Here is a 26,582-nt window from a genome sequence, read left to right on the forward strand (position 1 = left end):
GCAGCAGCATCGCCAGCCCGGCGGCGAAGGCGCGCGCCGCGCCGACCCTCTGCGCCAGCGCGGGGGCGAGCATGGCGCCCCCGAGATAGCCCGCGGCATTGGCCGCGTTGATCCAGCCCGCCGCCGCATAGCTCCAGCCGAGATCGGCCTGCATCGCCGGCAGAAGCAGCGCATAGGCGAAGCGGCCGAGCCCGATCCCGGCGGCGGGCCCGAGGCTCAGGAGAAGGGCATTGCGGTAGGCGCTGGTCACAATCCGGCCGTGGCTTTCGTCTCGAGGTAGTCGGCGAGGCCCCAGGCGCCATGTTCGCGCCCGTTGCCCGATTGCTTGTAGCCGCCGAAGGGGGCGCGCGCATCCCAGCCCGCGCCATTGATATAGACCATGCCCACGCGCAGCCTGCGCGCGATGCGCCGCGCCTTCTCGGGGTCGCCGGTCTGGATATAGCCCGCAAGCCCGTAGATCGAGTCGTTGGCAATGCGGATCGCATCTTCCTCGTCCCCGTAGGGAATGAGGGCCACGACGGGGCCGAAGATCTCCTCGGTGGCGATGGTCGAGCCATGGGCCACATCGGCAAAGACGGTCGGGCGCACATACCAGCCACGCGGCAGGTGATCGGGGCGCCCCGGCCCCCCCGTGACGAGGCGCGCGCCCTCGGCGATGCCCGCCTCGATCAGCGACTGGATGCGGCGCCACTGGCTCTCGTTCACGACGGGGCCGAGATCGACCTCGCCCTCGGGCGCCCCCACCGTCAGGGCCTCGGCCGCCGCGGCCGCGAGGGCCGCGGCCTCCTCCATCCGCTCGGCCGGCACCAGCATCCGCGCGGGCGCCTTGCAGGCCTGCCCCGCATTGCCGAAACAGTCGAGCACCCCCTGCCGGACGGCGGTGGCGAGATCCGCGTCGCGCAGGATGATGTTGGCCGACTTGCCGCCGAGCTCCTGCGTCACGCGCTTGACCGTGTCGGCGGCCGCGCGCGCCACGGCGATCCCCGCCCGGGTCGAGCCGGTGATCGAGATCATGTCCACGTCCGGGTGCCGCGCGAGCGCCTCGCCCGCGACGGGGCCCGCGCCGGTGATGTGGTTGTAGACGCCCGGCGGGAAGCCCGCGGCCTCGACCAGCTCGGCGAAGCGGATCGAGGAGAGCGGCGAGAATTCCGAGGGTTTCGCCACCACCGTGCAGCCCGCGGCAAGGGCGGGGGCCACCTTCACGACCAGCTGGTTCATCGGCCAGTTCCAGGGCGTGATGAGGGCGCAGACGCCGATGGGCTCCTTCGAGATCAGGGTGGAGCCGCGCATCTCCTCGAAGCTCTCGGCCTCGAGGGCCTCGATGGCGGCCTCCAGATGCGCGCGCCCGACCCAGGCCTGCGCCTCGCGGCTGAAGCGGGCCACCGTGCCCATCTCGCGGGTCATGAGTTCGGCCAGCTCGTCATAGGCCGCGTTGTAGAGATCGAGGAGACGGCGGAGGAGGACGAGGCGCTCCTCCTTCGAGCTGGCCTGCCACCCCTCGAAGGCGGCGCGGGCAGCCGCCACGGCCCGGTCGACATCTTCGGCCGAGGCCATCGGGATCGCGGCGATCTCCTCCTCCGTCGCGGGGTTCACCAGCCGATGCCGGTCCGTGCCGAGGGGGGCCGTCCAGGCGCCGCCAATGAAGAAACGGTCGATGTTGCGCATGAGAGGCCTCCTGTGGCGGCGAAGGGGAAAGGTGTCACGGCCCGAAAAGGCGCCGCGAGGGGATTGTCTTGGAGCATGTCCCGTGCGGGACGGGCGGGAGGCAGGGCGGAAGCGCCCGTGCGGATCCCAAGGCCGCCAACGGTGCGTCCGCGGACTGGCGTCACCGCCGGCCCGCGGCGGAAGACAGAAGGGGGAGCCCGCGACGGGAGATGCGCCGCGGACCGGGATGGATCCTAGTGGAAGTAGATCCCGCCGCAGACGTTCAGCGCCTGCCCGGTGACGAAGGCCGACTGCTCGCCCGCGAAGAACAGGACCGGCCCCACGATATCTTCGGGCGCGCCCAGACGCTTCAGCGCCGCCACCTCTTCCCAGTGGCGGATGGCCTCGTCCGAGCCGAGGTTGTTCTTGCCCATCTCGGTCAGGATGATGCCGGGGCAGATGGCATTGACGGTGATCCCGTCCATGCCCGCTTCCTGCGCCAGCACCCGCGTCAGGGTGATGACGGCGGCCTTGGTCGCCGCATAGTGGCCTTGGGTCGGCACGCCCTGACGGCCCGCGATGGAGGCGATGTTGACGATCCGCCCGGCCTTGCGCGCGCGCATCCCCGGAAGCACCGCCTGACAGCAGGACAGGACGCCCTTCACGTTCACATCCATGTGGGCGTCCCAGTCGGCCTCCGAGAGATCCTCGAGCAGCGAGGGCTTCAGGATGCCCGCATTGTTCACCAGCACGTCGATCCCGCCCGCGGCCTTTTCGATCCGCGCCATCGCGGCGAAGACCGCGGCCCGGTCCGAGACATCCACCGTCTCGACGAAGGCCCTCCGGCCCGCGCCCTCGATCAGCGCGCGCGTCTCGGCCAGACCTTCGGCCTGCGAGGCCAGATCCGTCACCGCCACATCGTAGCCCGCCTCTGCGAGCCCCACCGCGAGCGCGCGCCCGATCCCGCGCGCAGCCCCCGTCACAACCGCCGTCTTCGTCATCCGTCCGTCCTCAGTTCGCCCGCAGGGGCAAGGTGTTCATGGCCTCGATCGTGTCCTCGAACGAGACGAGCTTGCCGTCGGAGCCGAGCCCCATGGCCACACGCGCCGCCACCGCCGAGGCGAAGCGGCAGCACTCGCGCAGGTCCCAGCCGCGGGCGAGGCCCACGATCACGCCCGCCGTGAAGCTGTCGCCGCAGCCCGTGGTATCGACCACCTCGATCGCATGGGCGGGCAGGCGGAAATCCTCGCCCGCTTCGGGCGAGACATAGACCCCCTCCCCGCCCATGGTCAGGATCGCGTTCTTCACGCCCAGTCCCTTGAAGAAGCGCGCCACCTCGGCCGGATCGGTCGTGCCCGCCATCTCCGAGGCCTCCTCGATCGAGGGCACGAAATAGTCGATGTAGGGCAGGCAGGGGCGGACCAGTTCGAAGGTCTCGGGCGTGGCCTGGATCAGATCGAAGGTGGTGATGCGCCCGAGCTCCTTCGCGCGGCGCAGCGCCTCGACCGTGGGGGCGCCGTCGAAGCTCTTCAGAAGGCCCGTGCCCCCCACATGGACGATGCGCGCATCGAGCGCGGCCTCGAGCCGGCCCTCGGGGATGCGGAAGGTGGCGGCGGTGCCCGGCACATGGAGCGCGGGCCGCTCGCCGTTCGGGCGCACCGGCAGGATCGTGGCCGAGGTCTGGACCGATCCGTCGCGCGCCACCATGGCGCAATCGACGCCGAAGCGGGTGAGCTTGGCCACCATGAAGTCGCCCATCTCGTCCTCGCCCACCGTGGTGACGGCAAGCGTCTTCAGGCCCAGGATGGCGCAGTCGGCGGCGGTGGCTCCGGCGGTGCCCGCGACCGTCATCCGGATCTCCTGGATGTAGTCGGCGCGGCCGCCGTCGGGGATGCGGGTCACGGGGCGACCGAGGATGTCGCAGACATAGAACCCGATGGAACTCACGTCATAGGTCGGCATGATCTCTGTTTTCCGTTAGTGGCGGCGCTGGAGGCCGAAGCTGAGGGCGAGCACGGCGAAGACGAGGACCCCGATCCCCACCTGCTGCCAGTAGAAGTTCCAGCCGATGAGCAGGAGGCCGTTCTTGACCATGGCGAGGAGCGCCACACCGAGCAGCGTGCCGAGGATCGAGGGCCGGCGCTCGCGGCTGATGGTGGTGCCGATGAAGGTGGCGCCGATGGCGTCGAGCAGGAAGGCATTGCCCGACATCGGCACATAGGAGCGCACCGTGGCCGAGAGCAGGATCCCGGTGATCCCGGCGAGGACGGCTGCGAGGATATAGACCTGCGTCAGCCGCGAGGGCACGCGGATGCCGGAATACCAGGCCACGCCCGGGCGCGCGCCGATGGCCTGCACCTGCCGGCCGAAGCCCATGCGGTGCAGCGCGAGCCAGGTCGCGAGGACGCACAGGATCAGCACCCAGACGGGCGTCGGCACGCCCAGAAGGCTCGAGCGCGAGATGGCGTTGAAGATCTCGGCATAGTCCTTGGTCACGAGATAGATCGGCTGGCCGCCGCCGGTGGCCAGACGCTGCACCGACTGGCCGATGAAGAGCACGCCCAGCGTGGCAAGGAACGGGCTGATCTTCAGCCGCGCGATCAGGATGGCGTTCAGAAGCCCCACGAGGAGCGCCGCGCCGAGACCGGCCGCGAGCCCCAGGGGCGCCGCCACGCCCGCGGCCAGCGCCGAGACGAAGACGAGGCTCGCCATGTCCACCGACACGCCCACCGAGAGATCGATGCCGCCCGAGGAGACGACGAAGGTCACGCCGAGCGCCACGATGGCGAGGAGGACCACGTTGTTGACCAGCACGTTGCGCAGGTTGCCGAGCGTCAGGAACGCATCGGCCTGCGTGGCGAAGACGAGGAACAGGCCAACGAAGGCCACCAGCACGGCCAGCGTCGAGAAGCTCTCGCGGTCCTTCGGCAGATGGCGGGAGAGGGAGAGGCTCATGGCTCAGTGCTCCTGCGGACGGGCATAGGAGGTGACGGCGACGACCAGCAGGATCAGCGCGCCCTGAACGCCCGAGACCCAGTAGCTCGACAGATGCAGAAGCTGGAAGCCGTTGGCGAGAAAGCCGATGAAGATCACCGACAGGACGGTGCCGCCCACGGTCGGCACGAAGCGGCGCGAGAAGACCGTGCCAAGGAGCGCCGCGGCGAGGATCGAGAGCAGAAGCTCGCCCGTCCCCGGCGTCGAGGCCGAGAGGCGCGAGACGATGAGGATGGCCGCAAGACCCGCGCAGAGGCCGGCGAAGACATAGGTGCCCCAGACATGGAGACCCACGTTGAGGCCCGCCGCGCGCGCGGCCTCGGGATGGCCGCCCACCGCATAGAGCCGGAGGCCCACCGGCGTGCGGTGGATCACGAGGCCCACGATCACCGAGGCCGCGATCAGCACCCAGGCCAGCGCCGAGATCCCGAGGAAGCGGCCCGAGGAGAGGACGCTCAGCAGGGGCGAGCTGGTCGAGAGCACCGTGTTCTCGGTCAGCGTGAGCTCGATGCCGGCCACGATGTTCATCGAGGCGAGGGTCGCCAGAAGCGGCAGGATGCCGAGGCCCACCACGGCAAAGCCATTGACCGCGCCCACGAGCATCCCGGTGCCGAGCGTGGCGGCGATGGCCATCGGCGCGGGAAGGCCTGCGTTGGTCGCGGTGGCGAAGACCGCGGCGCAGAGGCCCGCATTGGCGGCAAGCGACAGGTCGATGCCGCCGGTCTGCACCTCCGAGCCGCCGCCGATGATGACGACCGACATGCCGAAGGCGAGGATGCCGAGGATCGCCGATTGCTCGATCACGTTGACGATGTTGAAGGGCGTGGCGAAGCCGCGCGCGGTCAGGGCGAAATAGGCCATGATGGCCGCGAAGGTGGCGAGCGCGCCGAGCCGGATGGCGGCAGCGGCCAGTGCCTTGCCGCGGCTTGCGCCCGCGGGGCTCTCGGGGGAGGACGGGGACAGGGCCATGGTCATTCAGGCCTCCTTTCGTTGGGCCCGCGCGCCCGAGGCGGCGGCCAGGAGCAGGTCGCTGTCGAGCGTCTCGCCCGCGAACTCGCCGTTCAGCGTGCCGCGGTAGACGACGAGGGCGCGGTCGCAGAAGCCCGCGATCTCGAGCAGGTCGGACGAGAGGAAGAGGATCGCCGCCCCCTCTGCCGCCAGCCGATTGAGCAGCGTGTAGATCTCGACCTTGGCGCCCACGTCGACGGCGACCGTGGGCTCGTCGAGCACATAGACCCGGCTCTGGCAGGAGAGCCACTTGGCCAGGGCCACCTTCTGCTGGTTGCCGCCCGAGAGGTTGCGCACCAGCTGGTCGCGGTGCGGCGTCTTGATCGAAAGCTCGCGGATGAAGCCGTCCACCGCCTCATTCTCCCGCGCGCGGGAGACGAAGCCGCGGGTCATGTAGCGATCGAGGCTGGCGATGGTGATATTGTCGCGCACCGACATGTCGGTGGCCACGCCATGCGCCCGCCGGTCCTCGGGGACGAGGGCCATCCGGCCCTGCACCGCCCGGCCCGGATTGGCGAAGCGGCGCACCTCGCCGTCGATGGTGACGCTGCCCGCATCGGGCTGCTCGAGGCCGAAGAGGCACTCGACCAGCTCCTTCACGCCCGAGCCGAGGAGGCCGGTGATGCCCAGCACCTCGCCCGCGCGGACCTCGAAGCTCACATTGCGGAAGTGGCCCGCCTGCGACAGCCCCTCGACCCGCAGCACGGGCGCGCCCAGCGCATGGCTGCGGCGGGGGAACATCTCGCCCACGTCGCGGGCGATCATCATCGAGACGATCTCGTCGATCGAGGTCTCGCCGGGGCGCACGACGCCGACATCGGTGCCGTTGCGCATCACGGTCACCTCGTCGCAGAGATCCTCGATCTCCTGCATGTAATGCGAGATGAAGATCACGGCGATGCCCTGCGCCCGCAGGTTGCGCAGCACCGCAAAGAGGCTGTCCACCTCGCGCTTCACGAGCGCCGCGGTCGGCTCGTCCAGCACGAGCACCTTCGCCTCCTGCGCCAGCGCCCGGGTGATCTGCACGATCTTCTGCTGCGCGGTCGTCAGGTCGCGCACCAGCGTGTCGCCCGGCAGCTCGAGCCCGAAATGGGTGCGGATCAGCTCTTCGGCGCGCCGCTTCATCGCACCGGGGCGCAGGAAGGGGCCGAAGCGCAGCTCGTAGTTCAGGAATACCGCCTCGGCCACGGTGGCCGTCGGCACGAGAAGCCGCTCCTGATGGATGAAATGGACGCCCAGACGCTCGACCGAGGCGGGCGTCAGGCTCTCCACCCGGGTGCCGTTGATGGTGATGCGGCCGCTGTCAGGCTTCAGGATCCCAGCCAGCACCTTGATGATCGTCGATTTGCCGGCGCCGTTCTGGCCCACGAGCCCGTGGATCGTGCCGCGCGCCACGCGGAGGTCGGCGTCGACCAGCGCCTTCACCGGCCCGAAGGCCTTTGAGATGCCGGTCATGTCGATGGCGAGACCGCTCATGGACGTGCTCCCGAGGAATGATGGCAGGAACGGGCGGGGCCGGAGAAGGGAGGAGGACGGCCCCCGCCCGAGGAAGCCCCGATGGGGGCTCCGCAGCCGGTGAGGCGGCCCGACCGGGCCATGGCGCGCGGGCAGAGGCCCGGTCCCGCTCGGGGTCCGGGCGGGCCCGCGCGCGACCGGCTTACTTCGGCAGGAAGTCCGCGGCGGTCTCGGCCGCATTCTCCTTGGTGATGAGCACCGCCGGCGCGAAGGTGAAGGGCTTCACCTCCTGCCCCGCGAGGTGGCGCGCCACGTTCTGCACCGCGAGCTTGCCGATCTCGGAGGGCTGCTGCGCCGCCACCGCGCCCGCCGGGCTCTCGGGATCGGCCACCATCTCGACGAACTCGGGGCTGCCGTCCACGCCATAGGTGCGGATGTCGGTGCGCCCGGCCGCCTGCAGCGCCTGCGTGGCGCCGATCATCGGCACGTCCCAGCAGGCCCAGATGGCGCCGATGTCGCCTTCATTGGGATATTTGGTCAGCATGTCGGTGACGTTGGAATAGGCCGACTGGATCGTGTTCGGGATCACGTCGCGCAGCTCGGGCTCGATGATCTTCACGTCCGGGAAGGCCTCGAGAACGTATTTCATCTGGTCGTAGCGGATCTTGCAGACCGGCACCGAATAGAAGCCGTTGAAGACCAGCACATTGCCCTTGCCGCCCAGATCCGCCACCATCTGCAGCGCCAGCTCTGCCCCGATGGAATAGTTGTTCGAGGTGGTGTTGTTGATCGCGTGCGGGGTCGCCGTATCGACGGTGAAGAGCGGGATGCCCGCGTCGTTGATCTTCTGCAGCCACGGGTTCAGCACGTCGAGGTTGCCCAGCTGCTCGATGATCGCATCGGGCTTTTGCGCGATCAGCGTCTGGATCTGGCTCACCTGCGTCTGGTCGTTGCGGCCCGCATCGAGCGCGATTGCCGTGCCGCCCAGCCGCTCGATCTCGGCGATCTGCGCCTGATAGGCCTTGAGGTCCCAGTCGTGATCGGTGCCGATCGCGGTGATGCCGATCGTCTTGCCTTCCAGCGTCAGCTCCTCGGCCAGCGCGGGCGACAGGGTCGCGAGCAGCAGAAGCGCAGTCGTCAGTCCCTTCGCGGTCTTGGTCGTCATGTCTCTTCCTCCCTATGCAACCGGCTCCTCCGCCGGCCTTGTCCCTTGCGGGGTCCTCCTGCCGCTCAGCCCTGGTGGCCGTAGCCGGCGATCTTGTCGATCACGTCCTGGATCTGCCGCTCGCTCAGCAGCCGCGGCTCGCCGATCTGCAGGCAGCCGTGATACTGCCGGGCCAGCGTCTCGACCTCGACGGCGAGCCACATGGCCTGCGCGAGGCTCTTGCCCACCGCGATCATGCCGTGATGTTCGAGAAGGCAGGCCTTGCGGTCGCGCAGCGCCTCGACCGCATTCCGCGACAGCTCCTCCGAACCGTAGATCGCGTAGGGCGCGCAGCGGATGTTCGGGCCTCCCACCACCGCCAGCATGTAGTGGATCGAGGGGATCTCGCGGTTCATGATGGCGAGCGTGGTGCAGTAGGTCGGATGCGCATGCACGACCGCATTCACGTCCGCCCGCTCGCGCAGGATGTCGCGGTGAAAGCGCCATTCGCTCGACGGCTTGTGCCGGCCCCGTACCTCGCCCTCCATCGAGACGAAGACGATGTCCTCGGGCACCAGCGTGTCGTAGGGCAGCGACGTGGGCGTGATCAGCATCCCCTCGCCGTGGCGCACCGAGATGTTGCCCGAGGTGCCCTGATTGAGGCCCGAGCGGTTCATCTCGAGACACTGGCGGATGATCTCCTCGCGCTTGGCGAGGTCGGACAGATCGCTCATCTCGTTCATCGCCTCACCAGACCGTGTAACCGCCATCGACCGCGAGGATTGCGCCCGTGACATAGCTCGCCGCCGGCGAGGCAAGGAACAGCGCCGCCGCCGCAATCTCCGAGGGCTCGCCGCAGCGGCCCATCGGCGTCATGTCGAGCCAGGTGTCGAAGAGCTCGGGCCGCTCGCGCATCTTCAGCGTCATCTCGGTCGCCACATAGCCCGGCGCCAGCGCATTCACCCGCACGCCCCGGCCCGCCCATTCGGCGGCGAGCGCCCGCGTCAGCTGATGCACCGCCCCCTTCGAGGCCATGTAGCTCGAGGCGAACTGCGGGCGGTTGACGATGGTGCCCGACATGGAGCCGAGGTTCACGATGGCCCCTGCCCCGCGCTCGACCATGGCGCGGCCGAAGGCGCGGCTGGCCCAGAACATGCCGTCCACATTGACCGCCATCACCTGCCGCCAGGTGGCGTCGTCGGTCTCGAGCGCATCGTGGAGGCGGGCGATGCCCGCGGAATTGACGAGGATCGAGACCGGAGCCACGGCTTCCGCCTCGGCGGCCGCGGCGGTCATCGCCTCCGCATCCGTCACATCGGCCACAATCCGCGCCGCAACCGCCGCGCCAAGCTCCTGGGCCGCCCGGTCGAGGGCCGCAGCCTCCCGATCGATCAGGATGAGCCGCGCGCCCGAGGCCGCGAAGGCCCGGCAGATTTCGAGGCCGATGCCGCTGCCCGCTCCGGTGACGGCCGCGCAGGCGCCATCGAGACGAAAAACCGTCCTGTAGTCCATTCTTCCTCCCTGACGCGGAGCCCAGACCCGAAGGTTCCTCCCGAGGATCGGCCGCGTCCTTCCCAGCCCCGCGACGCGGTTTCTGGTCGTTACCAGAAAAAGGTAAGAGGCAAATCCGCTTCTGTCAATGTGGTAATAATCAGAATTCGCAGATCTCGGCCGCAGGAGATTTTCTGCCGCGAAGACAGTCGCTTAACGGGCGTCGGTTGCCACGTGGATCGGGGCGATCTCGCTGTTGTAGTAAGCGCGGTAATATTCCAGCGCATTGCCGTCATGGTCGTAGGCGACCGACTCGATGGCGATCATGGCGCCTCCCGGCGCCACGCCCATCCGCGCCGCCACCTCCGGCGGAACGATGGCGCCCTTCAGCCAGCGATCCGCCCGCGCCACCGTCAGCCCGTAAAGCTCGCGGATCGTGCCGAAGATCGAGCGTCCTTCCATGTCGAGCTTCTCGAAGCCCGGCAGCCGGTGCGCGGGCAGCGAGATCAGCGTATGGGTCAGCGGCGTCTCGTTCGCATGGTAAACGCGCAGCGCGCGGATCACCTGAAATCCCTCGGGCAGCTTGAAGACCCGCCGCTCGTCCTCATTGGCCGGATGCAGGCCGAATTCGTAGGTCTTGACCGTGACCTTGTAACCCTTGGCCGAGAGATCGTCGAAGACGCCGAGCGCCGAGGTCATGAAGGCAAGTTCGGGCGCCCGCGGAGCCACGAACATGCCCTTTCTCGGCTGCTTGATGCCCCGCCCCTCGCCCGCGAGCGCCTGCAGCGCGTTGCGGATCACCGGACGCGAGAGGTCGAACATGCTGCACATGGCCTGCTCGGAGGGCAGGCGTGCGTTCTCGGGAAGGGTTCCGTCGAGGATGGCGCGCTCGATCCGGTTCTTCAGCTGCACCCAGAGCGGGCTCGGATCCTCGCGCTGAAGCGCGACGCCCGCAGCGAAGGCGCGAAAGGCCTCGGCGCTGTCGCCGTCCTCCATGTCATAGCTCGGACGCCCGCGGCGCTGAACGGTACTGTGCTGGCCTTGAGTCAATCGCCGGATTTCGCCCCCTCGCCTCTGGCCGCAGGCCCGTCCCGCGGCCGATCAGGATGATCCGGCACGATTATTGGTTATGACCAGTATGTCAACCCTCGGAGGCGCCAGCAAACCTCCGCCGGGCGCGGGTCAATGTCGGCCTGAAGCATCGGGGATGGTCGGAGTGGAGGGATTCGAACCCCCGACATCCTGCTCCCAAAGCAGGCGCGCTACCAGGCTGCGCTACACTCCGTCGGGGGTCTTCCTACAGCCTCGCCGGCCGCTTGGAAAGGGGCGGTCGCCATCTGCGGCTTTCGGCGGGCGAGCACTGGAGAGGCTCGACGAGGCAGGTCTCTACCCTTCTGCCGCCCCTGTCCGAGAGGTCGGCGCGGCAGGTCTCTGCCCCCTCCCCGGCACCTTCCCGAGCGAACCGCTTGTGCCGGTGGAAGGAGACGCGGGGGCGCGGCCTCGGTCGCCCATGTGCGATCCCGGGCAAGAGCCTCGCCAGATGCCCGACGCAGCCCGGCAAGCCCCGGCCTCTGCGGACGACGGCGGGGGACCCCGCTCAGGGCTTGGGCGGCGCTTCTTCGCAGGGCCAAGCGGCGAGGGACTGGTCGAGGCCCGGATGCTGCAGGACGGTGCCGGGGCCGATGCCGAGCGCGCGGGCGAGGCCGCCGTTGATCTCGAGCACGCTCTGGATCCCGTCGCCGCCCGAGATGGGCGTGAGATCCTCGGGCACCGCGTTGGAATGGACCACCTTCACCGTGCCGTCGGGCCCGGCGAAGATCATGTCGAGCGGAATGAGGGTGTTGCGCATCCAGAAGCTCGCCCGGTGCGGCGCGTCGAACAGGAACAGCATCCCCGAGGACCGCGGCAGGCTCTCGCGGTGCATCAGCCCGCGCGACCGTTCGGCCGGCGTGTCGGCAATCTCCACCGAGAATCGCACCGTGGAGCCGGCTGCCGTGCGCAACTCGACCGCATCCGGGCGACAATCCGCCCGGGCCGCACCCGGCAGAAGGGCCAGCACGAGCGCGAGAGCGCTCAGACCGGCTGCTGATGCTGACGCGCTGCGACTTCCCATGAGACCACCTGCACCGCCATGCGTCCGCGCCGCCCCTCGATGATGCGCAGCGCCACCGCCTCGCCCGCCGCGAGATCGGCAAAGCCCGACATGCGCAGGACCTCGACGTGAATGAAGACATCCTCGGGCCGGCCGAAGACATTGGCGAAGCCGAAGCCCTTGCCCTTGTCGAACCATTTCACCCGGCCGGGCTCCAGCGGACGCGCGGCGATCTCCTCGGGCGTCGTCGCTTCGCTGTCCTCGCTGAGGTGGAAGGTCGTTCCTTCCGGAGGCTCGATCTCGATCACTTCGACAGCCTGAACGCCCCGCTGGGTGCTCTGGACCTTGACGGTGATGCCGGCGCCGTCCGCCACCGAGCTCTGGCCGTAGTTCCGCAGGACATTGGCGTGGAGGAGGATGTCGGCACCATTCTCCTCGGTCACAATGAACCCGAAGCCCTTGGCCGGATCGAACCATTTCACGCGGCCATGCACAAGCTGCAGGGCCTTTTCGTCTTCCACCATTCCAGAGCTGTCCCCAGATGAGCCCGTAGATTGAAACTAGTGCCGTCAATCCTCCGGCGGATTCAAGAGCAAATCATCACTCGTATACGAACCTTTTCATTCGCGAAGCGCGAATATCACGGGTTCAGCCGCTCGATGGACCAGCCGTCCGACAGACTGTTCCTGCGCCAGCGGAACCGGTCGTGCAGGCGGAAGGCGCCGTCGGCCCAGAACTCGATCTCAAGCGGCTTGATCCTGAAACCACCCCAGAACGCGGGGCGCGGAGGGTTGGTTCCGAAGCGCGCCGTGACGCGGGCCACCTCGGCCAGAAGGCTGGTGCGCGAGGCGAGCGGGCGGCTCTGCTCCGAGGCCCAGGCGCCCAGCCGGCTCTTGAGCGAGCGCGACGCGTAATAGGCGTCGGCCTGCGGCCCCTCCTCGCGCTCGACGAGGCCGCGGACGCGGATCTGGCGGCGCAGCGACTTCCAGTGGAGCACGAAGGCGGCCTTGCCCGAGGTCTCGATCTCGACGGCCTTCTGCGAGCCGTAGTTGGTATAGAAGACGAAGGCCTCGGCCTCGATCTCCTTGAGAAGCACCATCCGCACGTTGGGCAGGCCCGCGGCATCGACGGTCGCGAGCGCGATGGCGTTCGGATCGTTCGGCTCCTGCGGCTCGGCCTCGGCCAGCCAGCCTGCGGCGATGGCGAAGGGATCGTCCCCGGCGAAGATGCCCGTCCTGTCCATGATGCTTCCTTTCCTGCGCGAAGCGACCCTAGAGCCACGCGCCGCCCCCCACAATACCGCCGCATCCTGCCGCACTTGATGCAACCCGAGGGATGGCCTACACCTCGCGAAAACCACTCAAGAACATGACGAGGGAAACCCGATGGCGAACGGACTGCTGGCTGGCAAGCGTGGGCTCATCATGGGGCTGGCGAACGACAAGTCCATCGCCTGGGGCATCGCGAAATGCTGCGCCGACCAGGGAGCCGAGCTGGCCTTCTCCTATCAGGGCGATGCGCTGAAAAAGCGTGTCGAGCCGCTGGCCGCCTCGATCGGGGCGACCGAGATGGTGGAGTGCGACGTGGCCGACGAGGCCTCGCTGGATCGGCTCTTCGCCCATCTGAAGGAAGTCTGGGGCACGCTCGACTTCGTCGTCCATGCCATCGGCTTCTCGGACAAGTCCGAGCTGCGCGGCCGCTATGTCGACACGACGCCCGCGAACTTCCGCATGACGATGGACATTTCGGTCTATTCCTTCACCGCCGTCTGCCAGCGCGCCTGCGCCATGATGCCGGCGGGCGGCAGCCTTCTCACGCTGACCTACTACGGCGCCGAGAAGGTGATGCCGCACTACAACGTGATGGGAATCGCCAAGGCCGCGCTCGAGACCTCGGTGCAATATATCGCCGAGGATCTGGGCAAGGACGGCATCCGCGTCAACGCGATCTCGGCCGGCCCGATCAAGACGCTGGCCGCCAGCGGCATCGGCGACTTCCGCTACATCATGAAGTGGAACGAGCTGAACTCGCCGCTGCGTCGGAACGTCACGCAGGAGGAGGTGGGCAAGGCCGCGCTCTATCTGCTGTCCGATCTGGGCTCGGGCACGACGGGCGAGGTGCTGCATGTGGATGCGGGCTACCATGTCGTCGGCATGAAGGCCGTGGATGCGCCCGACATCGACGCCGTGACCGGCCGCAAGGACCACTGACATGAGCCTCGCCGCCTTCGCCGCAGCCTGGCTGCTGCATCTGATGGCGGCGATCAGCCCGGGCCCGGCCGTCCTCATGTCGGCCCGCACCGGCATGAGCGAGGGGCTGCGCACCGGCGCGATTCTGGCCCTCGGGCTTGCTGCCGGGGCGCTCGTCTGGGCCTCGGCCGCGCTCTTCGGACTGGCGCTCCTGTTCAAGGTGGCGCCCTCGCTCCTCTGGGGCATGAAGATCGCAGGCGCCCTCTATCTGCTGCGCATGGCCTATGTCATGTGGCGCGAGGCCGACCGGCCGTTCGACACCGGGCAGGCGGGACGCCTGCCGAGGAGCGCCGCCTCGGCCTTCCGGCTCGGGCTCTTCACCCAGCTGTCCAATCCGAAGCCGGCCGTCTTCTTCTCGGCGATCTTCATCGGCACGGTCCCGCAGGATGCGGCTCCCTGGGCCGTGGGCCTCCTGCTTCTCGCGGTCTTTCTCAACGAGTTCCTCTGGAACACGTTCGTCGCCCGCGTTTTCTCCTTTGAACGGGCGCGCAGCGGATATATCAGCCTCAAATCCGTCATCGACCGCAGCTTTGGCGGCCTGCTGGCGCTGCTCGGCGTGAAGCTCGCCGCGTTCTAGGAGACCGTTATGAAAGAGCGCCTTCCCCACGAGAAGGGATTCCACGTCAGCTGGGACCAGATCCACCGCGACGGCCGCGCACTGGCCTGGCGGCTGGACGGCCAGGGGCCGGACAATGGCTCGTGGCGCGCCGTCGTGGGCATCACCCGGGGCGGTCTCGTGCCCGCCATGATCGTGAGCCGCGAGCTGGATATCCGCACCGTGGATACGATCAGCGTGAAAAGTTACAACTGGCAGGAGCAGCAGGCGCCCACCGTCATCAAGGCCCCGCAGGCCGAGCTGATGGGCGACGGCCACGGCATCCTGATCGTCGATGACCTCGTCGATTCGGGCAAGACGCTGGAGCTGGTGCGCACGCTCTATCCGCGCGCCCATTTCGCCACCGTCTATGCCAAGCCCTCGGGCCGACCGATGGTCGACACCTATATCACCGAGGTGAGCCAGGACACCTGGATCTTCTTCCCCTGGGACATGGCCCTGCAATATGTGGAGCCCTACCGCGGCCGCGACTGAGCCGCCGCCCCTGCCTCCGGAGCTTCCGATGACCCTGCCGCTCAACCCCGCGATGGCCGCGACCTTCCCGCCCCCGGTGATGGAGGCGCGGCGCTGGATCCAGGGGCTGAGCTTCCCCGCCGACCGGCCGCTTCTCAATCTGAGCCAGGCCGCGCCGGTCGAACCGCCGCCGGCGGATCTTCGGGCCGCCCTGGCCGAGGCCGCCCTCAACGATCCGCAGGCCCATCTCTACGGGCCGGTGCTGGGCCTGCCCGCGCTGCGCGCCGAGATCGCGGCGCAATGGTCGGCCGCCTATGGCGGACGGATCGAGCCCGCGCAGGTCGCGATCACCCAGGGCTGCAACCAGGCCTTCTGCGCGATCATGGCGACCCTTGCCGGGGCGGGAGACGAGGTGATCCTGCCCACGCCGTGGTATTTCAACCACAAGATGTGGCTCGACATGCAGGGCGTGACGGCGGTGCCGCTGCCCACGGGCCCGGGCCTTCTACCCGATGCGGACGAGGCGGCGGCGCTCGTCGGCCCCCGGACCCGCGCCATCGTTCTGGTGAGCCCCAACAATCCGGGCGGGGTGGAATATCCGGCGGCGACGCTCGACGCCTTCCGCGATCTCGCCCGCGCGCGCGGCCTCGCGCTCATCGTGGACGAGACCTACCGCGATTTCGACAGCCGGACCGGCGCGCCGCACGCGCTCTTTACCGATCCGGACTGGGAGGGGGTGCTGGTGCATCTCTATTCCTTCTCCAAGGCCTACCGGCTGACCGGCCACCGGGTGGGCGCCGTGGTGGCCTCGGCCGCGCGTCTGGCGCAGATCGAGAAGTTCCTCGATACGGTGGCGATCTGCCCGAGCCAGCTCGGCCAGATCGGCGCGCTCTGGGGGATGCGGAACCTCGCGCAGTGGGTGGCGGGCGAGCGCGGCGAGATCCTCGCCCGGCGCACCGCGATGGTGGGCGGCTTCTCGGCGCTCGAGGGCTGGACGCTTCTCGGCTGCGGCGCCTATTTCGCCTATGTCGAACATCCGTTCGACACGCCCTCCGACCGGCTTGCCCCGCGGCTGGTGCGGGAGGCGGGCGTGCTCCTGCTGCCCGGCACCATGTTCCAGCCCGAAGGGTCGGAGGCAGGCAAGCGTCAGTTCCGCATGGCCTTCGCCAATGTGGATCAGGCCGGGATCGCCGATCTGTTCTCGCGGCTGGCGCAGGTCACGGACTGAGGGGCCCGCGCCACGGGGGGCTGTCTGCCCCCCGCACCCCCCGAGGATATTTGCGCCAGAATGAAGGAGGCGGGGCCTTCCGCGCGCGCAGGGCCCACGCTATATGGGCGCGATGGCCCAGAACCCGCCCAACCTCCGCCCCGACCTCGCGCCGCGCCTGGTGATCGACAGCCCCCGCCGCGAGGGACAGCCGACCATCGGCATGGTCTCGCTCGGCTGCCCGAAGGCGCTCGTGGACAGCGAGCGGATCCTGACGCGGCTGCGCGCCGAGGGCTATGCGATCTCGCCCGATTATGCCGGGGCGGATGCGGTGATCGTGAACACCTGCGGCTTTCTCGACAGCGCCAAGGCCGAGAGCCTCGAGGCGATCGGCGAGGCGCTGCGCGAGAACGGGCGGGTGATCGTCACCGGCTGTCTCGGCGCCGAGCCCGATTATATCACGGGGGCGCATCCGAAGGTGCTCGCGGTGACCGGCCCGCATCAATATGAGCAGGTGCTCGATGCGGTGCATGGGGCGGTGCCGCCCGCGCCCGATCCGTTCGTGGATCTTCTGCCCGCGACGGGCGTGCGGCTCACGCCACGCCATTTCAGCTATCTGAAGATCTCGGAAGGCTGCAACCACACTTGCCGCTTCTGCATCATCCCCGACATGCGCGGCAGGCTTGCGAGCCGTCCCGAGCGGGCGGTGCTGCGCGAGGCCGAGAAGCTGGTCGAGGCCGGGGTGCGCGAGCTTCTGGTCATCAGTCAGGACACCAGCGCCTACGGCACCGACTGGAAGGGCGCGGTGAAGTTCCCGATCCTGCCGCTCGCGCGGGAGCTGGGCCAGCTCGGGGCCTGGGTGCGGCTCCACTATGTCTATCCTTACCCGCATGTGCGCGAGCTGATCCCGCTGATGGCGGAGGGGCTGGTGCTGCCCTATCTCGACATTCCGTTCCAGCATGCCCATCCCGAGGTGCTCAGGCGGATGGCGCGGCCGGCGGCGGCGGCCCGCACGCTCGACGAGATTGCGGCCTGGCGGCGCGACTGTCCCGAGATCGCGCTGCGCTCGACCTTCATCGTGGGCTATCCCGGCGAGACCGAGGCGGAGTTCCAGACCCTGCTCGACTGGCTCGACGAGGCACAGCTCGATCGGGTGGGATGCTTCCAGTATGAGAATGTGGCCGGCGCGCGCTCGAACGCCCTGCCCGACCATGTGGCGCCCGAGCTGAAGCAGGAGCGCTGGGACCGGTTCATGGAGAAGGCTCAGGCCATCTCGGAGGCCAAGCTCGCGGCGAAGGTGGGCCGGCGGATCGAGGTGATCGTGGACGAGGTGGACGAGGACGGCGCCACCTGCCGCACCAAAGCGGACGCGCCGGAGATCGACGGCAATCTCTTCATCGACGAGGGGTTCGAGAGGCTGGCGCCCGGCGATATCCTGACGGTCGAGGTGGAGGAAGCCGGGGATTACGATCTCTGGGGCCGTCCGGTCTGAGGCATCAGCGAGGGTCCTCCCCGGCCTCTTCTTTCAGCACTCGCAGGTGCGAAGTTCGGTCTTCACGGGTGTCCCGGCCGGGATCGCCCTTGTCGTGGCGACCCTCCGGCCCTTTCACCGTCTGCCGTAGAAGATGACCTTGTCAGGGATGTGAGAAAAGCCCTGGCCGCGGAGGGGCTCGCCGCCGTCACAGGGCAGGCCCCTCCGTCTCGCCCGGATCAGATCCAGTAGGGCGGGACGCCGTAGTAGTTGTAGGTGGCCGCCCCCCAGGTGCGGTCCTCGCGCCAGTTCTCGCCCCGCTGGGGGGCGCCTTCCAGCTGTTCGCGGGTGATGTCGGTGACGAAGCCCCCGAGCGTCTGGTCGTAGCTCAGCTTCTTCCACGGGATCGGGTGATGGTCTTCGGCGAGGCCCAGAAAGCCGCCGAAGGCCATGACGGCATAGGCGATCACGCCGGACTCCTTGTCGATCATCAGATGGTCGACATGGCCGAGATGCTCGCCCTTGGGGCTGTAGACGGCCGTGCCGTTCACGTCGGCGCTCGAGACCATGTGGCTTGCGCTGGTGGCGGTGTGCGGGGTCATGGACGCTCCTCCTTCAAGGCCGCGCGGGCTCGCGGCGTCGGAGGGAAACGGCCCGGAGAGGGCGGATGTTCCGAACCCCGCCCGAGGCTCAGGAGGCCAGCGCCTCGATCTCGGTCTTGTTGCGGCAGAAGGCCGGCAGCACGGTGGAGCGGCCGGAATGCGACAGCCAGCCCGTGCAGGCGTCCGACGCGGTGCAGGTCTGGCAGCGGTCCACCATCTCGGCCAGTTCGGCCCGGCTGAGCCAGCCTTCGAGCACGGCGTCGGGGAGGTTCACGCCCGCGACGCGCGCCATGCCCCGGGTGAGCGACCAGGCGCGGGGGGCTTCGACATAACCGATCATGCGATCCTCCTGGGAACGGTTGCGCGCCGACCTTCGCCGGTCGCCGCGCGCGCTTCCATGACGCAGATCAAGCCTCACCAGGCGCTGACATATCCGATGCTCTCGGCCGCCCGGCGCACCGCGGCGATGCGCTGCGCATTGGGCGGGTGGCTGCCGAGGAACGTGTCGCCCGGATCGGGCAGGCGGGGGAAGAATTCCGCGCCATGCACCGGATCGTAGCCGGCCCGGATCGCGATTTCGGTCCCGAGCCCGTCGGCCTCGAGCTCGAAATTCTTCGAATAGCTCCGCGCGCCCACATTGGCGCCGAATTCCTGCACCGAGCGGATCGTCTGCGCATCGGCCCCGCCCATCTGGGCCAGCACGCCCGCCAGCACCGCGCCGGTCAGCGCCGTCTCGCGCTGGCGGGGAATGTGGCCGAGGATATGGTGCGCCGTCTCGTGCCCCACCACGAAAGCCAGCTCGTCCACGTTGCGGGCGTCGCTGATGAGCGAGAGGGTGAGGCCGATCACCGGCCGTCCGTAATCGTCCAGCGTCTGGAAGGCATTCGGGTCGAGGCCGGGGCGCGCATCCACCGCGATCTGGAAATCGCAGGGCACGCCGCGGGTGCGCTCGAGGCAGATGGCCTCGGCCACCGGCTCGACGCGTGCGACCACGGCCGGAAAGGCCCGCTGCGCATCCCCCGGCGTCAGGAACGGCCCCGGATCGGGAGCGGCCTGATAGCTTCCCGGCCCCAGCGCCACTGGACCCATCGGTGCGGAACAGCCCGCCAGCACCAGTAGAACGGCGGCAAACCCGAACCGCAGCATCCGTCACCCCATCTCGTTTTCGGCGAACCTTACCAGAAGCCGGGGCGGGCGAAAGGGCCCGTCACGCGAAGGTGCGGGCACCCGCCGTCGCACGGGTTGAGCTTCCCCGGCCCCTGCCCTACCATCGGCCCATGTTCACCATCGAGCACGATTTCGACGCGACCGTCATCACCCTCATCGACGAGGGCGGCCCCCATCTGCAGGAGGATGCCACGATCTCGGCCTTCGAGGATGTGGTCACGCTCGAGCAGGTGGATCCGCGCCGGGACGAGGTGATCCGCATCACCCTCTCCATGGCGCAGATCCGCGACCTCGCCGCCGCCTTGAACCTGCCCGAGGGCAGCTATCGCCTCGCCCGCCCCGAGGGCTGAGCCGCAGGACGGGCGCGCCGCGGATCAGGCCGCGAGCTTCTCCGCCATCTTCACCAGCCGGCGCACCTGATGGGCGATGGCGCCCCGGGCCGCCTCGTCGAACTCGGCACCCTGCGTGTGGCTGTAGCCATAGGGGTTGCCGCCCGACTTGAAGAGCACGGGGTCGGTATAGCCCGGCGCCACGATGATCGATCCCCAATGGAGGAAGGTGGTGTAGAGGCCGAGGATCGTCGCCTCCTGCCCGCCGTGCACGTTCTGCGCCGAGCTCATCGCGCTCACGGCCTTGTCGGCGAGCTTGCCCTGCGACCAGAGCGGGCCCAGCGTGTCGATGAAGGCGCGCAGCTGGCTCGGGCCCGCGCCGAAGCGGGTGGGGGCGGAGAAGAGATAGGCATCGGCCCAGTCGAGATCCTCGGGACGGGCCTCGGCAATGTCGGCCATCCGCTCCACCTGCGCCTTCCAGGCCTCCTGCCCGTTGACGACCGAGGCGGGCGCCGTCTCGGCGATCTTGCGCAGCCGCACCTCGGCGCCGGTCGCGCGGGCAGCCTCATCGGCGATCTCGGCCATGCGATGGTTGGTGCCGTAGGTGGTGTAGAACAGGATGGCGAGTTTCACGGGCATGGGATCCTCCTTGCAGCCCCGGCCGAACGGAGACGGGCGGCCTTCGGTTCCAAGGCGGCGTGCCGGGCCGCCTCTCCCGCCGCTGCATCGCGGCATTGTGCCCGGCGGACGGGTCTGGCACTCTGCCCCAAAACGGGAACCGAGCCATGATCCCCATTCTCACGTTGACGCTGAACCCGGCGATCGACCTCGCTGCCGACGTGCCGCAGGTCCTGCCGGGGATCAAGCTGCGCTGCACCGAGCCCAGGGTCGATCCAGGCGGCGGCGGGCTGAATGTCAGCCGTGCGATCCGCATCCTCGGCGGCCGGAGCACCGCCTTCGTGGCGCTCGGCGGCACCCTCGGGGCCCGGCTTTCCGCCCTCGTCGCGGCGGCGGGCATCGAGATCGTGGCCTTCTCGGGCCCCGGCGAGACGCGGGAAAGCCTCACCGTGACCGAAACGGCCACGGGCCGGCAGTTCCGCTTCATGCTGCCGGGCGCCGTCTGGGACACGCCGCGGGTCGAGGCCGCTCTGGCCCGGATCGACAGCGCCGTGCCCGAGGGCGGCATGGTGGTCCTCTCGGGCTCGCTGCCGCCCGGCGTGCCCGCCGACTTCCCGGCCATGGTCTCCCGGGTGCTGGGCAAGCGCGCCCGGCTTCTGGTCGATACGTCCGGCGCACCGCTCGCCCATCTGGCGGCGGGCGGGGTGCCCGACCTCGACATCCTGCGGATGGACGATGGCGAGGCCGCGGGCCTCGCGGGCCGCCCCCTCGCATGCGCCTCCGAAACGGCCGATTTCGCCTCAAGCCTCGTGGCCCGCGGCGTGGCCGATTGCGTGATCATCGCCCGCGGCGCCGACGGCTCGGTCCTCGCCGATGCCCGAGGCCGCTGGCACGCCCGCTCCGAACCGGTCGAGGTGGTGAGCGCGGTCGGCGCAGGCGACACGTTCGTCGGGGCCTTCGTCCTCGCCCTCTCGCGGGGCGCCCCTCCGGAGGAGGCCCTGGCCCATGGCGTGGCCGGTGCCGCGGCGGCCGTCCTCACCGAGGCGACCGAACTCTGCCATCCCGAGGATGTGGCGCGCCTCCTGCCCTCCTGTGCCGCGAAAGCCCTCTGAGCCCGCGCAGCGCCCTCCCCTTTCAGTCTGGTCCAAATATCCCGCGGGGGAGCCCGGCCCCCGGCCGGGCGGCGGGGGCGCGCAGCCCCCGCTCCAGAGCGGCCTCAGGCGCCGCCCGCGTCCCGCCAGCGGTTCACCATCGGATAGCGCCGGTCGAGCCAGAAGGCCCGCCGCGTGAGCCGCGTGCCCGGCGCCGACTGGAAGCGCTTCCATTCGCTGCCGAGGATCAGCCGCTCGATCCGCGCCACCGTCTTGCGCTCGAAGCCGCGCGCCACCAGCTCCGCCACACTCTCCTCGCGGTCCACGAGCCCCTCGAGGATCGCGTCGAGCGTCGCATAGGGCGGCAGGCTGTCCTCGTCCTTCTGGTCCTCGCGCAGCTCGGCCGAGGGCGGCTTGTCGATCACCCGCGGCGGGATCACCTCGCCCGCGGGCCCCTTCATCCAGGGGCGATGGTGGCCGTTCCGCCAGCGGCACATCTGGAACACCCGGGTCTTGTAGAGATCCTTGATCGGATTGTAGCCGCCGTTCATGTCGCCGTAGATCGTGCAGTAGCCCACCGCCACCTCGGACTTGTTGCCGGTAGTCAGGAGCATCTCGCCGAACTTGTTCGACAGCGCCATCAGCAGAAGGCCCCGCAGGCGGCTCTGGATGTTCTCCTCGGTGATGCCGGGCTCGGAGCCGGCAAAGAGCGGCCCGAGCGCCGCCCCCACCGCCTCCTGCGGCCCGCCGATCCCCACCTCGTCCAGACGGCAGCCGAGGGCGCGCGCCACCGCCGCCGCATCCTCCAGCGAGGCCTGCGAGGTGAAGCGCGAGGGCAGCATCACGCAGCGCACGGCCTCGGGGCCCAGCGCATCGGCCGCGATGGCCGCGACCAAGGCCGAGTCGATCCCGCCCGACAGCCCCAGAAGCACGCGCGAAAAGCCGCTCTTGCCGAGATAATCGCGCAGCGACAGCACCATCGCGTGATAGTCGGCCTCCCACAGGTCGGGCTGGGCCACGATGGGCCCGGGCAGCGCCCGCCAGCCCTCGTCCGTCGCCTCGAAATCGACATGGACGAGCGCCTCCTCGAAGGCCGGAAGCTGGGCCATCAGCCGCCCGTGCGGATTGAGCACGAAGGAGGCGCCGTCGAACACCTGATCGTCCTGCCCGCCCACCATGTTGAGATAGACGAGCGGCAGGCCGGTCTCGACCACCCGCGTGACCATCAGGTTCACCCGCACATCGAGCTTCTCGCGGTGATAGGGCGAGCCGTTCGGCACCAGCAGGATCTCGGCCCCGGTCTCGGCCAGCGTCTCGCAGACATCGGGATGCCAGCTGTCCTCGCAGATCGGAATGCCGATGCGCAGCGGCCCCACCCGGCAGGGCCCGTGCACCTCGCCCGAGGCAAAGACGCGCTTCTCGTCGAACACTTCGGAATTGGGCAGATGGTGCTTGAACACCCGGGCGCTGACCCGGCCGCCTTCCAGCACCCAATAGGCATTCATCAGCCGCCCGTCCTCGAGGCAGGGCCCGCCGATGCCGATGGCCGGCCCCTCGGCGCAGTCGGCGGCCAGCCGCTCGATCGTGGCCATCGCCTCCTCGGCGAAGGCCCGCCGCATCACCAGATCCTGCGTCTGATATCCCGTCACGAACATCTCGGTCAGGGCCAGCATGTCCGATCCGGCCGCGCGCGCCTCGTCCCACGCCCGGCGGGCCAGCGCTGCGTTTCCGGCAAGATCGCCCACCGTCGGATCGAGCTGCGCGAGGGTCAGGCGGAAGCGTTCTGTCATGGTCTCCGATCCGTCGGGGTCCCGGCTCACGCGGGTTTGGCTTGTCTTCTACCAGACTGCCGGGCAAGGGAAAGACGATAGCGGCCGATGCGCTTGTCAGCCGGAGGGCCAGCCTCTAGGCTCTCGCCCGGCCAGCATCATGCCAGCAGGGCGGAGCAGTCGGCGAACGGGGCAGGAACGGATGCGGAAGACGAAGGAACGGATCGGACGGGCCAGAAGACACGGTCTGGCCGCCGTGGCACTTGGAGCGGCACTGGGGGCCCCGGCGGTCCTCGCGCAGGATCCGGGTGCCGTGACGACCAAGCAGTATGACGACGGCTCGGTCTACGAGGGCACGTTCCGCAACGGCCTCCAGCACGGGACGGGCACCTACCGGCTGCCCAACGGCTACGAATATTCGGGCGACTGGACCGATGGCGAGATCCGCGGCCAGGGCCGCGCGCGCTTTCCCAACGGCTCGGTCTACGAGGGCGCCTTCGTCGCGGGCAAGCCCGAGGGGCGCGGCAAGATCAGCTTCTCGGACGGCGGCACCTACGAGGGCGACTGGACCGGCGGGCAGATGACCGGCGAGGGCGTGGCGCGCTATGCCAACGGCTCGGTCTATACCGGCCAGTTCCGCAACGCCGTCCACCACGGCAAGGGCGTGCTCGAGAACCCCGGCGGCTACCGCTACGAGGGCGACTGGGTCGAGGGCGTCAAGGAGGGCCGCGGCAAGATCGTCTATCCCGACGGCGCGATCTACGAGGGCGATCTGGTCAAGGGCCAGCGCCAAGGCCAGGGCACGCTCACCATGCCCGACGGGCTCGTCTATGTGGGCGCCTGGGACAATGGCCAGATCAACGGCACGGGCAAGCTCACCCAGCCCAACGGCGACATCTACGAGGGCCCGCTCAAGGACGGCCAGCGCGAGGGCCGCGGCAAGGTCACCCACCGGAACGGCGACATCTACGAAGGCGAGTTCCACGCCGACCGGCGCCACGGGCAGGGCACCTTCCGCGGCACCGACGGCTATGTCTACGAAGGCGCCTGGGTCGAGGGGCGGATCGAGGGTCAGGGCCGCGTCACCTATCCCGACGGCTCGGTCTATGTGGGCCGGTTCCACGAGGACCAGCCCGAAGGGCGCGGCAAGATCACCTATCCCGACGGCTCGACCTACGAGGGCGACTGGAAGGACGGCGTGATCGAGGGGCGTGGCACCGCCACCTATGCCAACGGCCTCGTCTACGAAGGCCAGTTCCATGCCGCCAGGAACCACGGCCAGGGCGTCATGACCTATCCCGACGGCTACCGCTACGAGGGCGACTGGGTCGAGGGCCAGCGCCACGGCCAGGGCAAGGCCACCTATGCCGACGGCACGGTCTATACCGGCCAGTTCGTGCGCGGCCAGCGCGAGGGAGAGGGCGAGATCGTGATGGCCGACGGCTTCCGCTACAAGGGCGGCTGGAAGGCGGGCGAGATCGACGGCCAGGGCATCGCCACCTACGCCAACGGCGACGTCTACGAGGGCACCTTCAAGGCCGGCAAGCGGCAGGGACAGGGCGTGATGCGCTATGCCACGGGGCAGGAGAGCGCAGGCGAATGGAAGGACGGCATCCTCGCCGAGCCTGCCGCCGAGGCGCCCGCAGCGGAGGCCCCCGCCCCGGCCGAGGATGCCACACCCCCCGCAGAGGATGCCGCGCCCCCTGCCGAGGCCTCCACCGCCGACTGACCCGGCCCCCGGCGGTACGCCCGCCGGGACATTCCGGTCGGACGTGGCTCCGCCAGCGCCCTTCGAGCAGACAGGACAAGCCCTCGGGGCTTCCGGAGCGGGCCGCAGGATTGCGCGCAGGCCCGCCGCCGCACCCGGCCCTCGGCGGGCTCTTCCCGGACTTCAAAGGGCGGGTGCGACATATGAGACCGCGGCCCGACCGCGGCCGGCACATGTTGCGCAATCGCAAACTTCAGGGCTCCTCCCGGATCTACCCATCGGGTCAGAAACATCATCCACCGAAGGAGAGACCCGATGTTTCCCCGCCGAGCCGCCCTTGTCGGAGCCGCTGCCCTGGCGTCCGCGCCGCTCGTGATCCGGGCGGCAGGCGCAGAAGAGGCGCCCGCCCAAGCCGCGGCGGCCGCGCCCGCCGACCTGTCGAGCCTGCCCCGCGTCAAGCACAAGCTCGTGGTCCCGCCCTTCGCCCATGCCCACGAGCAGGTCGCCACCGGCAGCCCGGTCATCAACGAGTTCGAGATGCGCATCGTCGAGAAGGAGGTCCAGCTCGACGAGGATGCCTGGATGCAGGCCATGACCTTCGACGGCTCGATCCCCGGCCCGCTCATGATCGTGCACGAGGGCGATTACGTCGAGCTCACGCTCGTGAACCCGGCCGAGAACACGATGCCGCACAACATCGACTTCCATGCCGCGACCGGCGCGCTCGGCGGCGGCGGGCTCACGCTCATCAACCCGGGCGAGCAGGTGGTGCTGCGCTTCAAGGCCACCCGCGCCGGCACCTTCGTCTATCACTGCGCCCCCGGCGGCCCGATGATCCCCTGGCACGTCGTCTCGGGCATGGCGGGCTGCATCATGGTGCTGCCGCGCGAGGGGCTGACCGACGCCCAGGGCAAGCCCGTGCGCTACGACCGGCTCTATTACATCGGCGAGAGCGACCATTATGTGCCCAAGGACGCGGACGGCACCTACCGCCGCTATGCCGACCCGTCGGAAGGCTACGAGGACATGGTAGCGGTGATGGACACGCTCACCCCGAGCCACATCGTCTTCAACGGCGCGGTGGGGGCGCTCACCGGCGACAAGGCGATGAAGGCCAACGTAGGCGAGCGCGTGCTCTTCATCCACAGCCAGCCCAACCGGGACTCGCGCCCGCACCTGATCGGCGGCCACGGCGATCTCGTCTGGGAGACGGGCAAGTTCCACAACCCGCCGCAGCGCGACCTCGAGACCTGGTTCATCCGCGGCGGCTCGGCCGGGGCGGCGCTCTACGAATTCCTCCAGCCGGGCGTCTATGCCTATGTGAACCACAACCTGATCGAGGCGGTCCACAAGGGCGCGACGGCGCATGTGCTGGTCGAGGGCGCGTGGAACAACGACCTGATGGAGCAGCTGGTGGCGCCCACGAGCGTGGCGGGCTGACCGCGGCCGGGGCGGCGCAGGCGCGCCGTCCCGG

At 69.3% G+C, this 26,582-nt stretch carries 28 protein-coding genes and 1 tRNA gene; 9 read left to right on the forward strand and 20 right to left on the reverse strand.

Annotated elements, in window-relative coordinates; genetic code table 11:
- The 15 genes from A9O63_RS08815 to pdxH all read right to left on the reverse strand — a co-directional run.
- On the reverse strand, positions 1 to 250 hold a 250-nt coding region (locus tag A9O63_RS08815), incomplete at its 3' end, for a YbfB/YjiJ family MFS transporter (protein WP_141703061.1).
- Positions 247 to 1,665: an aldehyde dehydrogenase family protein gene (locus tag A9O63_RS08820; protein ID WP_069331590.1), complete on the reverse strand. Its 1,419-nt coding sequence runs from the start codon at positions 1,663 to 1,665 to the stop codon at positions 247 to 249. The genes A9O63_RS08815 and A9O63_RS08820, both read right to left, overlap by 4 nt.
- Before the next feature lie 233 nt (positions 1,666 to 1,898).
- Entirely contained in the window at positions 1,899 to 2,645 is a 747-nt protein-coding gene (locus A9O63_RS08825) for an SDR family NAD(P)-dependent oxidoreductase (RefSeq protein WP_069331591.1), read from the reverse strand.
- Positions 2,646 to 2,655: 10 nt separating this feature from the next.
- Positions 2,656 to 3,606, reverse strand: a complete 951-nt coding sequence (locus A9O63_RS08830) for a sugar kinase (RefSeq protein ID WP_069331592.1) — start codon at positions 3,604 to 3,606, stop codon at positions 2,656 to 2,658.
- A gap of 15 nt (positions 3,607 to 3,621) precedes the next feature.
- Positions 3,622 to 4,599, reverse strand: coding sequence for an ABC transporter permease (locus A9O63_RS08835; protein WP_012643882.1), 978 nt, complete (start codon positions 4,597 to 4,599; stop codon positions 3,622 to 3,624).
- Positions 4,600 to 4,602: 3 nt separating this feature from the next.
- A complete protein-coding gene (locus tag A9O63_RS08840; protein WP_069331593.1) occupies positions 4,603 to 5,613 on the reverse strand; it encodes an ABC transporter permease in 1,011 nt (336 codons plus the stop codon).
- The gene (locus A9O63_RS08845; RefSeq protein ID WP_069331594.1) at positions 5,614 to 7,122 is read right to left on the reverse strand and encodes a sugar ABC transporter ATP-binding protein; all 1,509 of its coding nucleotides are present in this window, start codon (positions 7,120 to 7,122) and stop codon (positions 5,614 to 5,616) included.
- Between the two features lie 181 nt (positions 7,123 to 7,303).
- On the reverse strand, positions 7,304 to 8,266 hold the full coding sequence (locus tag A9O63_RS08850; protein WP_012643879.1) for a sugar ABC transporter substrate-binding protein: 963 nt from the start codon (positions 8,264 to 8,266) through the stop codon (positions 7,304 to 7,306).
- Between the two features lie 65 nt (positions 8,267 to 8,331).
- Positions 8,332 to 8,988 carry a class II aldolase/adducin family protein gene (locus tag A9O63_RS08855; protein WP_009564805.1) on the reverse strand — a complete coding sequence of 219 codons (657 nt, stop codon included), beginning with the start codon at positions 8,986 to 8,988 and terminating at the stop codon, positions 8,332 to 8,334.
- A 4-nt stretch (positions 8,989 to 8,992) separates the two neighbouring features.
- Entirely contained in the window at positions 8,993 to 9,757 is a 765-nt protein-coding gene (locus tag A9O63_RS08860) for an SDR family NAD(P)-dependent oxidoreductase (protein WP_069331595.1), read from the reverse strand.
- A 192-nt stretch (positions 9,758 to 9,949) separates the two neighbouring features.
- Positions 9,950 to 10,732 (reverse strand): GntR family transcriptional regulator, encoded by a 783-nt coding sequence (locus A9O63_RS08865; RefSeq protein WP_069331596.1) that lies wholly within the window; start codon positions 10,730 to 10,732, stop codon positions 9,950 to 9,952.
- A gap of 212 nt (positions 10,733 to 10,944) precedes the next feature.
- A tRNA-Pro gene (locus tag A9O63_RS08870) sits at positions 10,945 to 11,021 on the reverse strand.
- Positions 11,022 to 11,333: 312 nt separating this feature from the next.
- Positions 11,334 to 11,849, reverse strand: a complete 516-nt coding sequence (locus tag A9O63_RS08875; protein ID WP_069331597.1) for a DUF192 domain-containing protein — start codon at positions 11,847 to 11,849, stop codon at positions 11,334 to 11,336.
- Positions 11,810 to 12,352: a cold-shock protein gene (locus A9O63_RS08880; RefSeq protein ID WP_069331598.1), complete on the reverse strand. Its 543-nt coding sequence runs from the start codon at positions 12,350 to 12,352 to the stop codon at positions 11,810 to 11,812. The genes A9O63_RS08875 and A9O63_RS08880 overlap by 40 nt, the downstream gene beginning before the upstream one ends.
- Positions 12,353 to 12,468: 116 nt before the next feature.
- Complete coding sequence (pdxH, locus tag A9O63_RS08885; RefSeq protein WP_069331599.1) at positions 12,469 to 13,071, reverse strand: pyridoxamine 5'-phosphate oxidase; 603 nt, start codon at positions 13,069 to 13,071, stop codon at positions 12,469 to 12,471.
- A 142-nt stretch (positions 13,072 to 13,213) separates the two neighbouring features.
- Here pdxH and fabI point away from each other — a divergent pair, with 142 nt between their 5' ends.
- The 5 genes from fabI to rimO all read left to right on the forward strand — a co-directional run bounded on the left by fabI (position 13,214) and on the right by rimO (position 17,845).
- Positions 13,214 to 14,038: an enoyl-ACP reductase FabI gene (gene fabI, locus A9O63_RS08890; protein WP_069331600.1), complete on the forward strand. Its 825-nt coding sequence runs from the start codon at positions 13,214 to 13,216 to the stop codon at positions 14,036 to 14,038.
- Position 14,039: 1 nt separating this feature from the next.
- Positions 14,040 to 14,654 carry a LysE family translocator gene (locus A9O63_RS08895; RefSeq protein WP_069331601.1) on the forward strand — a complete coding sequence of 205 codons (615 nt, stop codon included), beginning with the start codon at positions 14,040 to 14,042 and terminating at the stop codon, positions 14,652 to 14,654.
- Positions 14,655 to 14,663: 9 nt separating this feature from the next.
- A complete protein-coding gene (gene gpt, locus A9O63_RS08900; protein ID WP_002719507.1) occupies positions 14,664 to 15,167 on the forward strand; it encodes a xanthine phosphoribosyltransferase in 504 nt (167 codons plus the stop codon).
- Positions 15,168 to 15,195: 28 nt separating this feature from the next.
- On the forward strand, positions 15,196 to 16,374 hold the full coding sequence (locus A9O63_RS08905; RefSeq protein ID WP_069331602.1) for an aminotransferase: 1,179 nt from the start codon (positions 15,196 to 15,198) through the stop codon (positions 16,372 to 16,374).
- Between the two features lie 103 nt (positions 16,375 to 16,477).
- Positions 16,478 to 17,845 carry a 30S ribosomal protein S12 methylthiotransferase RimO gene (rimO, locus tag A9O63_RS08910; protein ID WP_069331603.1) on the forward strand — a complete coding sequence of 456 codons (1,368 nt, stop codon included), beginning with the start codon at positions 16,478 to 16,480 and terminating at the stop codon, positions 17,843 to 17,845.
- Between the two features lie 218 nt (positions 17,846 to 18,063).
- On the opposite strand, the gene A9O63_RS08915 is transcribed toward rimO, so the two are convergent.
- From A9O63_RS08915 to A9O63_RS08925, 3 genes are all read right to left on the reverse strand, one after another.
- Entirely contained in the window at positions 18,064 to 18,426 is a 363-nt protein-coding gene (locus A9O63_RS08915; protein ID WP_069331604.1) for a PRC-barrel domain-containing protein, read from the reverse strand.
- Positions 18,427 to 18,514: 88 nt separating this feature from the next.
- Entirely contained in the window at positions 18,515 to 18,766 is a 252-nt protein-coding gene (locus tag A9O63_RS08920) for a DUF6455 family protein (RefSeq protein ID WP_009564792.1), read from the reverse strand.
- Positions 18,767 to 18,840: 74 nt separating this feature from the next.
- Positions 18,841 to 19,572, reverse strand: a complete 732-nt coding sequence (locus tag A9O63_RS08925; protein ID WP_069331605.1) for a M48 family metallopeptidase — start codon at positions 19,570 to 19,572, stop codon at positions 18,841 to 18,843.
- A 131-nt stretch (positions 19,573 to 19,703) separates the two neighbouring features.
- On the opposite strand from A9O63_RS08925, the gene A9O63_RS08930 reads away from it, so the two are divergent.
- The gene (locus A9O63_RS08930) at positions 19,704 to 19,943 is read left to right on the forward strand and encodes a hypothetical protein (RefSeq protein ID WP_009564791.1); all 240 of its coding nucleotides are present in this window, start codon (positions 19,704 to 19,706) and stop codon (positions 19,941 to 19,943) included.
- A gap of 24 nt (positions 19,944 to 19,967) precedes the next feature.
- Here the strand turns inward: A9O63_RS08930 and A9O63_RS08935 are convergent, their stop codons facing one another.
- A complete protein-coding gene (locus A9O63_RS08935) occupies positions 19,968 to 20,561 on the reverse strand; it encodes an NAD(P)H-dependent oxidoreductase (RefSeq protein ID WP_069331607.1) in 594 nt (197 codons plus the stop codon).
- Between the two features lie 146 nt (positions 20,562 to 20,707).
- On the opposite strand from A9O63_RS08935, the gene A9O63_RS08940 reads away from it, so the two are divergent.
- Positions 20,708 to 21,652, forward strand: a complete 945-nt coding sequence (locus A9O63_RS08940) for a 1-phosphofructokinase family hexose kinase (RefSeq protein ID WP_069331608.1) — start codon at positions 20,708 to 20,710, stop codon at positions 21,650 to 21,652.
- 104 nt (positions 21,653 to 21,756) lie between these two features.
- Here the strand turns inward: A9O63_RS08940 and A9O63_RS08945 are convergent, their stop codons facing one another.
- Entirely contained in the window at positions 21,757 to 23,421 is a 1,665-nt protein-coding gene (locus A9O63_RS08945; RefSeq protein WP_069331609.1) for an NAD+ synthase, read from the reverse strand.
- A gap of 181 nt (positions 23,422 to 23,602) precedes the next feature.
- Between A9O63_RS08945 and A9O63_RS08950 the strand changes: the two genes are divergently transcribed.
- Complete coding sequence (locus A9O63_RS08950; RefSeq protein WP_069331610.1) at positions 23,603 to 25,129, forward strand: MORN repeat-containing protein; 1,527 nt, start codon at positions 23,603 to 23,605, stop codon at positions 25,127 to 25,129.
- Positions 25,130 to 25,423: 294 nt separating this feature from the next.
- Positions 25,424 to 26,548 (forward strand): copper-containing nitrite reductase, encoded by a 1,125-nt coding sequence (gene nirK, locus A9O63_RS08955; RefSeq protein ID WP_069331611.1) that lies wholly within the window; start codon positions 25,424 to 25,426, stop codon positions 26,546 to 26,548.
- Positions 26,549 to 26,582: the final 34 nt, after the last annotated feature.

This window comes from Cereibacter johrii (genome assembly GCF_001720585.1).
Lineage (GTDB): Bacteria > Pseudomonadota > Alphaproteobacteria > Rhodobacterales > Rhodobacteraceae > Cereibacter_A > Cereibacter_A johrii.

Excerpts from the sequence above, each read along its gene's own strand:
- A9O63_RS08820 (WP_069331590.1), bottom strand. The coding sequence starts at position 1,665 with ATGCGCAACATCGACCGTTTCTTCATTGGCGGCGCCTGGACGGCCCCC.
- A9O63_RS08825 (WP_069331591.1), bottom strand. The coding sequence starts at position 2,645 with ATGACGAAGACGGCGGTTGTGACGGGGGCTGCGCGCGGGATCGGGCGC.
- A9O63_RS08830 (WP_069331592.1), bottom strand. The coding sequence starts at position 3,606 with ATGCCGACCTATGACGTGAGTTCCATCGGGTTCTATGTCTGCGACATC.
- A9O63_RS08835 (WP_012643882.1), bottom strand. The coding sequence starts at position 4,599 with ATGAGCCTCTCCCTCTCCCGCCATCTGCCGAAGGACCGCGAGAGCTTC.
- A9O63_RS08840 (WP_069331593.1), bottom strand. The coding sequence starts at position 5,613 with ATGACCATGGCCCTGTCCCCGTCCTCCCCCGAGAGCCCCGCGGGCGCA.
- A9O63_RS08845 (WP_069331594.1), bottom strand. The coding sequence starts at position 7,122 with ATGAGCGGTCTCGCCATCGACATGACCGGCATCTCAAAGGCCTTCGGG.
- A9O63_RS08850 (WP_012643879.1), bottom strand. The coding sequence starts at position 8,266 with ATGACGACCAAGACCGCGAAGGGACTGACGACTGCGCTTCTGCTGCTC.
- A9O63_RS08855 (WP_009564805.1), bottom strand. The coding sequence starts at position 8,988 with ATGAACGAGATGAGCGATCTGTCCGACCTCGCCAAGCGCGAGGAGATC.
- A9O63_RS08860 (WP_069331595.1), bottom strand. The coding sequence starts at position 9,757 with ATGGACTACAGGACGGTTTTTCGTCTCGATGGCGCCTGCGCGGCCGTC.
- A9O63_RS08865 (WP_069331596.1), bottom strand. The coding sequence starts at position 10,732 with ATGGAGGACGGCGACAGCGCCGAGGCCTTTCGCGCCTTCGCTGCGGGC.
- A9O63_RS08875 (WP_069331597.1), bottom strand. The coding sequence starts at position 11,849 with ATGGGAAGTCGCAGCGCGTCAGCATCAGCAGCCGGTCTGAGCGCTCTC.
- A9O63_RS08880 (WP_069331598.1), bottom strand. The coding sequence starts at position 12,352 with ATGGTGGAAGACGAAAAGGCCCTGCAGCTTGTGCATGGCCGCGTGAAA.
- pdxH (WP_069331599.1), bottom strand. The coding sequence starts at position 13,071 with ATGGACAGGACGGGCATCTTCGCCGGGGACGATCCCTTCGCCATCGCC.
- fabI (WP_069331600.1), top strand. The coding sequence starts at position 13,214 with ATGGCGAACGGACTGCTGGCTGGCAAGCGTGGGCTCATCATGGGGCTG.
- A9O63_RS08895 (WP_069331601.1), top strand. The coding sequence starts at position 14,040 with ATGAGCCTCGCCGCCTTCGCCGCAGCCTGGCTGCTGCATCTGATGGCG.
- gpt (WP_002719507.1), top strand. The coding sequence starts at position 14,664 with ATGAAAGAGCGCCTTCCCCACGAGAAGGGATTCCACGTCAGCTGGGAC.
- A9O63_RS08905 (WP_069331602.1), top strand. The coding sequence starts at position 15,196 with ATGACCCTGCCGCTCAACCCCGCGATGGCCGCGACCTTCCCGCCCCCG.
- rimO (WP_069331603.1), top strand. The coding sequence starts at position 16,478 with ATGGGCGCGATGGCCCAGAACCCGCCCAACCTCCGCCCCGACCTCGCG.
- A9O63_RS08915 (WP_069331604.1), bottom strand. The coding sequence starts at position 18,426 with ATGACCCCGCACACCGCCACCAGCGCAAGCCACATGGTCTCGAGCGCC.
- A9O63_RS08920 (WP_009564792.1), bottom strand. The coding sequence starts at position 18,766 with ATGATCGGTTATGTCGAAGCCCCCCGCGCCTGGTCGCTCACCCGGGGC.
- A9O63_RS08925 (WP_069331605.1), bottom strand. The coding sequence starts at position 19,572 with ATGCTGCGGTTCGGGTTTGCCGCCGTTCTACTGGTGCTGGCGGGCTGT.
- A9O63_RS08930 (WP_009564791.1), top strand. The coding sequence starts at position 19,704 with ATGTTCACCATCGAGCACGATTTCGACGCGACCGTCATCACCCTCATC.
- A9O63_RS08935 (WP_069331607.1), bottom strand. The coding sequence starts at position 20,561 with ATGCCCGTGAAACTCGCCATCCTGTTCTACACCACCTACGGCACCAAC.
- A9O63_RS08940 (WP_069331608.1), top strand. The coding sequence starts at position 20,708 with ATGATCCCCATTCTCACGTTGACGCTGAACCCGGCGATCGACCTCGCT.
- A9O63_RS08945 (WP_069331609.1), bottom strand. The coding sequence starts at position 23,421 with ATGACAGAACGCTTCCGCCTGACCCTCGCGCAGCTCGATCCGACGGTG.
- A9O63_RS08950 (WP_069331610.1), top strand. The coding sequence starts at position 23,603 with ATGCGGAAGACGAAGGAACGGATCGGACGGGCCAGAAGACACGGTCTG.
- nirK (WP_069331611.1), top strand. The coding sequence starts at position 25,424 with ATGTTTCCCCGCCGAGCCGCCCTTGTCGGAGCCGCTGCCCTGGCGTCC.